General features: G+C 60.0%; 5 protein-coding genes. 3 read left to right on the top strand and 2 right to left on the bottom strand.

The genetic code is table 11. The annotated features are described in order from the left end of the window. Window positions 1-154: 154 nt before the first annotated feature. On the bottom strand, window positions 155-1900 hold the full coding sequence (gene nopM / locus E2I15_RS00025; protein ID WP_137482979.1) for a T3SS effector NEL-type E3 ubiquitin ligase NopM: 1746 nt from the start codon (window positions 1898-1900) through the stop codon (window positions 155-157). A 642-nt stretch (window positions 1901-2542) separates the two neighbouring features. Continuing rightward, window positions 2543-2863: a DUF736 domain-containing protein gene (locus E2I15_RS00020; RefSeq protein ID WP_137482980.1), complete on the bottom strand. Its 321-nt coding sequence runs from the start codon at window positions 2861-2863 to the stop codon at window positions 2543-2545. 1202 nt (window positions 2864-4065) lie between these two features. On the opposite strand from E2I15_RS00020, the gene E2I15_RS00015 reads away from it, so the two are divergent. The 3 genes from E2I15_RS00015 (at window position 4066) to E2I15_RS00005 (ending at window position 6404) form a co-directional block, all read left to right on the top strand. After that, window positions 4066-4320, top strand: a complete 255-nt coding sequence (locus E2I15_RS00015) for a hypothetical protein (protein WP_137483150.1) — start codon at window positions 4066-4068, stop codon at window positions 4318-4320. A gap of 915 nt (window positions 4321-5235) precedes the next feature. Further along, window positions 5236-5397 carry a hypothetical protein gene (locus E2I15_RS00010; RefSeq protein ID WP_155262130.1) on the top strand — a complete coding sequence of 54 codons (162 nt, stop codon included), beginning with the start codon at window positions 5236-5238 and terminating at the stop codon, window positions 5395-5397. A 551-nt stretch (window positions 5398-5948) separates the two neighbouring features. Then, window positions 5949-6404 carry an Hsp20 family protein gene (locus E2I15_RS00005; RefSeq protein ID WP_137483151.1) on the top strand — a complete coding sequence of 152 codons (456 nt, stop codon included), beginning with the start codon at window positions 5949-5951 and terminating at the stop codon, window positions 6402-6404. The last annotated feature ends 64 nt before the right edge of the window (window positions 6405-6468 follow it).

The raw sequence follows: 6468 nt of genomic DNA, 5'->3' as shown, positions 1-6468 counted from the left end.
CGAGAACAGCGATTTTCGTCATCGACCTGGCGATTCCCAAGATCTGGCTCCGCGACAACGAGCCGGAGCCGGCATCGGAAGACAATGCGAAAAGCCGTGAGCAGCGCGATCGCTGGCTGAGAGAACGCAAGATGTTGCGGCGGTTTCGCAAGTCTCACAGTTCAAGGCCACGTTCTGCAAGCACACCGTGCATGACCTCGCGTTTGATTTCGACGGCGATCTCGTTTCGGACCTGGGCGCCGAGCACCCGCTCGGCATCCGCATCGCCGAGCAGACCATGCTCGGCCAATCGCTGATCGAGCCGGCTCTCAAACTCCTCGCCCATGGCTTCGACCAACCGATCTTGCATCGCCTCATATTCATCCGGAGCGATGCGCCTTAGCACCGTCTCCCAGGGTTGCCAGCGGGCTGCCATGTAGTCGGTGAACTGGTTGGCTTCCTGCTCCCGGACCAGGTCTAGCGCCCGCGCTGCATCGTCCTCGCCTACGTCAGAGACCGCCAGGAAGCTCATATCGGGCGCGACGTGACTGAGCTCCAGCGGCTCGCGCAGCAGATGTTGGTAGGCCAGGTAGACTTCGACGTCGTCCACATTCGGGTGGTCGCGGGCAAGCAGGTTGACCCTATCGCGCGCGATCTCGTCCAGCGCCTCCAAGCGGAATGCAATACGGCCGTGCTGAATCAGTTCGCCAAGCCGATCGTCATATACTCCGTCCTCGACGTCAGCGTTGAGACGCGCAGTCTGCATGCCGTTCCAGTGCAAGGTAACACGATCGTCGCATGTCTCGTTGGCCTCGGAAGCCTGTGCAAAAAACTGCTCGCGCATTCTCGGATTGGCCGCCGCCTGCCGCAGATTATCAGCCACTGCCTGCCGGAACTCGTCATTGCCGTAGTTCACGTTCCTGCGCAGCCTCCCCAGGAACCGTGCGTAGTCCTGGGCGCCTGGCTCATCCGCAAAGTGCTGCCATTCGGCCAGCGTCGCCTGGTCGTTGGCGAGCCAGTGCGCGGCAGCCTCATATAAAGATTGCTGTGCGAGCTGCGGTGGCGTTGCAAGCGCTGCCAGATTAGGGAGGACATGGTCTGGCAGCGGGTTATCATCGAGCTGGAGGTTCTGCAAATACGGGTAGTTAAGACTATGAAATGGTACAAGACCATCAACCAGACCGTCAGGCAGGCTGGTCAGCTGGTTAGCGCTAAGATTGAGCGATTGGAGCGTGCTCGGAAGGGGGGCGGGCAGGTTGGCCAATTGATTGCTGCTGACATCGAGTTCAATGAGTCCCGATGGGAGGGATTCGGGGAGCTCGGTCAGCTGATTTCCACTGACCGCGAGCGAGGTGAGTCTGCTCGGGAGAGCGTCGGGCAGGCTACTGAGTCGGTTGTCGTTTGCGTTCAGGATCTCGAGCCCAGCCGGAAGGTTGGCGGGCAGACTGGTCAAGCTGTTATCGGCCACCTCTAGCCAGGAGAGGGTTGCCGGAAGAGCGTCCGGTAAACTGGTCAACCGGTTATGGCTAATGAGAAGATGCTGGAGACCGGGTGGGAGCGTAGCGGGCAGGCTGCTTAGCTCGTTGTGCCTGGCGTACAGTATCTGCAACCTAGGCGGCAGGGCAGTGGGCAAAGCGGTCAGGGACAGGGAGGACAAATCTAGCGAATGCGAGCCCGTATCGTCCGAAGCCCTAATTCGCATGCGCCCCTGTCGTCGGTTCTCGGCTTCGCCTTGCCCCTCTTCGGCAACCCAGTTGTCCAGGATCCGCGCGCGCAAGGAGGCGGGAGTCCGATAACCAGTCAAGGCTTCGAACAAGTTTGCCACGGCACTGTTGAAGCCGGTGAGGTAGCTTTCCCGCTCACCTTCTTCAAAAAGGTCTGGGTCGGAACCTGCGCTCCGCTGTGTCTGTCCTGTATCCATCAACTTTCTCCGCCTTTAGAAACTAAAGAGTACGCCTGCCACTTCGTAAGGCTCGGAAGCGGGTCGTTGCGCGCCAACGCAATAATTATTCGGGCGAGTACCACGTGCGCTGTAGCGCCCACTCCTGGTCGAAGTGGTACAGCTTCACACTAATCCCACAGCGGCCATCGAGTGCAGGACCCTTAACGTGGCAGCGTTCCGTCCTTGGCAGGCCTACCTGTCGGTCAGCTGACGAGTATTGCCGTAGGGGCGGCCCCGTTCGCTCAACCGTTGTCCCCGCTGGGGATCGAAGTCTGGCGATGATGGCCGTTTGCTTAACGGCTGGTCATATGCAACCCGAATTTGACGCTTGATGGCGATTTCGACGTAAAGGCAATATGTGGCTTTAAACCTGCGTCGGAAACGCCACGATCTACAAATGACAGGAGGATCTGGCCGAGCGAGCGAGTTTATGCGCCCGTTACGACGGCGCCATCAAACCGCGGCGATGTTTCAGGCAAGCGTCGCCATGCTCAGACAATTTGCTGAAGGATTGGGATCGAACCGGGAGATCGGCTCGAAAGGCGGCGCGGCTTCGTACGCCGCCTCTCGCCAGCCGCGACGCGCCCCGCCGGATGGGCGGGGCGCAGCACTCGGCTCAACTCACTCGCCGTTCTTGCGCGGGCGCGACCACAGCAGCGTGTAGCCCTCGCCGCCTTCGTCGTCGAACAGGTTCGCGTAGATCGGAGCGTTGAACGAGGGATCGTCGAGCTTGAGCGAGAGGTAATCGCGGCCCTCTTCGGAGCGCTTCGACCAGGCTGCGCCGATCTCGGCCCGGCCCACATAGATGCGGTGGCTCGGAGCGTTGTCGTTGGAGCGGTTGGCCTCGGCGACGATACGGACGCCCTTGGCTTGCAGGCTCAGGGTGACAATCTCGCCCTGGAAATCGTTGCCCAGCTTCTTGAAAGAACCGATGTTAGCCATGTCACTTCTCCTGTTGTGTTTCGAGCCCGCGACCACCGCGGCCTCGATGGCGATCTAAAGGCCGAGGACGATCGGCGACGCACCCGCGTTCCAAGGGCCGGAGCACAGCGGAGGACGCCGTTGAGGCGACTTTCTTGTCTCGCGAGGAATGGGCGTAGCCCAGGGGAAGAAAGTCGCATCAACGGCGTTGCGGCTCAGACGATCGAGGCGAAGCCGGTCTTCGGCCAGATCAAGCCATCAAAGAGGCCACGTGCGTCCGCGTGCTGAAGTGCAATTTCAAGGAGAAGACTGGCCAATCTCGGTTCAGTTGCACAAGATGTTGGAACGATTCAGCGAAGAAAGAGAAACGATCTGCCGCAAAGGGCGGTATCGTTCATGAACGAACGATCGAGAGCGCGCAATCCGCCACCGCGACGAGTGGGCTAGGCCGAGATTGCTGCAGCCTGGTCGAAGCGCACCGAAGAGGCAGATTTGCTTCTGGCTCTCGTCATCTTGACCCCGCATTTCAAGCACCGACCTACGCGAACTTGTTCGACGAGGAAGGGAACGAAGGATCATCCCTCGCGTGTGGCGGCCGTGAGAATGGTTGAGGCGGCTCCGCCAAGTCTAGGGGGCTCGAACGGGCGGCTCACCGCAAGCAAGCACAGTCAAGCGCCTCCGCGTCCTGCCGCCAACACGAAACGCGCCGAGGCAAGCGAAGGCAGCCCGGCAAGCAATGCGATCTGAGGCAGGCCAAAACACCTGCCTCTCGATGGCCATCTTCCGTTGGACGGTTTCGAATTCTGAGCATGAGCGGCTCACCATTGCCCAGACCAACGAAAATCCACGTTGCCAGAGAAATTAGGCCTATTAGCCAGCGAGCTGAAAGACGCCTTCGTCAAGCCGCTTGAGCGACTGGCCCAGACCTGCACGATCCCCGAAGAGCAGCCTGATACCACAGAACGGCCCCGAGAACGGCGGACTGATAATCAAACTGCAGAAATCGCTTGAACCTCACGCCACGTCAGGGCGTAGCCTGGAAACCGTCAGCAGATCCCGAAGATGCGAAGCATCGGATCGGGACGTCACACAACCAAATGACAGAGCTGGTTCGGCGTCATCGTGAGTATCGCGCCGTTCGTACCCCTCAACGCGAAGCGAACGGCGCAGCGGCATTAAGCCAAAATCGCTCCCTCGCGAGCAATTCGATCCAGGAGACATGGATGAAATTAGCGAAGACCTCTGTAATCGCATGCGGCATTTCGGCTTTCCTCGCATACTCCGTCATTGCGCAAAGCCTCGCCACCGACGCCAGGGCTCGCAACGGCATGCAAGACAGGAGCGTGCAGAGCGGCATGAGCGACGATGACGATTCCTCGCCTAAGCTCAGGACCGCGGGCGGGAAAGTTGGCCGGAAGTCGACCAAGGGCGCGAAGCGTGCAGCCGGCGGCAACGCAGCAGAGCAGGAGGCTGATTGATCCGCCGCCAACAGCACACCGGTCGGTGGCAAGCGACACTGACCCGAGGCCGTGTCCGGGCAAACCTCCACGTCCAAAGGTTCATCTGCACCAAGATGAACTGTGACATCTTCAAGGAATACGCAGGGACGAAGGTTCAGCCATTTAACTCGCGCGTTTGCCGTGGCCGCCCGATGGAAGCCGTGAAGCTGACCATGATCAATCCTGGCACAACGGCCGCAATGCTCAACTGCCCGATCGAAGAGGAGCAGTTGCAAACGCTGAACGGTGACCCGGTGCGATCGTTGTGCACGATAGCATTGGGTACTGCCCTCCGATCTCGTACGACCGCGTCAGGTTACCGACATTCATGTTCGGAAGCCGCTCGACTAGTTGCCTGGCGCGGCGTGAAAAGGCACAACTTTTTGGTCTGTCGTCGGTTCTTCACAGTCTGGCACGCCGGTTGCTGAGTGATGCGTGGCTTGGTTGCTCAATCACGACCTCCTGAGGCCCAAGCCGCTTCGTAGCGCAACTCGTGCGGGCGGATCTCCCGCCGCCCGCACGTTTTTCATGGCTTCGACCTAGCGCCGCGCTTCATGAGCTTATGTTTGCCCCGTGAGGAGGCTGCGCGCGCCCGTCTGGCACGCGAGTTGCTCGGAGGAATACGGCTTGGCCCTCATGTATCGCGCCCCCCAGAGATGGCCAAGCTTCCACCCAGACTAGCGCGGGTGGTCCCCCAAGCCGCCCGCGCGACTTTCCATTCGCCGCGGGTCTGCCGAGATCGGGCCCGGCGAAACGCTGTGAAGATTATCGGCATGATCCGTGGAGAGCTTTAGAACCCCAAAAGCGAGCGCTCATAGGCCAGCCACTCACAGTTGCTATGCGTTGTAATGGAGAACGGAGTGGACGTCCGATGCATCTTAAGTATTCAATACCGTGGGCGCAGCAGCAGCATTAGCGATCGGCGCGCACGATGCTCTCGATGTTGCGCCGAACGTCGGCATCATGCTTGGCGCATTATTGATTGTCGCCTTTCCGGCATCGGTGATCGCTAACCTTTTAAGTTGCCGTCAACGGCGCGATGACAGAACCGGTTGATGATCGCCTATTACTCTTAGATTTCTGCCAGCTCGACCGACATGGCTACGCCGGCGCAGCGCTATGCCCCCCGGCAGGAGCCTTCGTTCCGAGATCTCACGATGCGCGGCTCTCGTGACTGTCCGACACCAAGGCCATTTGTCGCGGCCTTCTCAGCCGCGACCGAAGATGGGAGGTTCAGCTCCAGGAGCTGCGCGCGCGAACTACCAAGCCGGCTAGGAGGTCCAATGGTGACGCCGAGCGCGGCGGACTGCTGCCATGGTCACTTTCGTTGGCGAGTACCTTTGGAGGAACCGGCTGAGGCGCAGCAGGACGGCAGGAAGTCCTTCCACTTTCGCCTCAGCCGGATTCGACAAAAACATGGGTGCGGCACTGCCGCTTTCGCAAGTGCCTGGAAGGCCTTGAAACGATACGACCCGCTTCTAATTTCATGGGTAGCCGCGCTAGCAATTGCACGGCACGATCGGGCGCCTGGTGCAGGGCCCGGTCAGCGGGCACCCGGCAGGTGTACGGAGTGCTCTTATCCATGTTGCTCAAAGGAGAATATGGCTATGACCACGCTTGATCTTGCCCCCTTGTGGCGATCGACGGTTGGATTCGATCGTCTGCTCGACCTTCTCGAGGACTCCGGCCGATGGACCGGCGGGGACAATTACCCGCCTTACGACATCGAACGGGTCGGCGAGGACCGCTACCAAATCTCACTGGCTGTTGCCGGCTTCAGGCCGAACGAGGTCTCCATCACGGCCGAGCAGAACACGCTGACCGTTGAGGGTCGCAAGGCCGAAAAGGGCGGCCATCAATATCTCTATCAAGGCATCTCTTCGCGCCCGTTCCGACGGACCTTCAGTCTGGCCGAGTACGTGCAAGTGAAGGGCGCCTCGTTCGAGAATGGCATGCTCAAGATCGATCTGGTTCGGCAGGTTCCCGAGGCGATGAAGCCGCACCAGATTGCGATCAGCACACGTGATGATCACCAGCAAGGTGAGAACAAGCAGGCGGCATAACACCGCCTGCTCGGAATTGATTTTTGCGGCGTGGCTTCGCCGCGTCGCGAAGCCTTCGAACAAA

Source organism: Bradyrhizobium sp. BR2003, from assembly GCF_009720285.1.
GTDB lineage: Bacteria > Pseudomonadota > Alphaproteobacteria > Rhizobiales > Xanthobacteraceae > Bradyrhizobium > Bradyrhizobium elkanii.
Note: the sequence above shows the minus strand (reverse complement) of the source record. Positions and strands in the feature narration are given on the sequence as shown.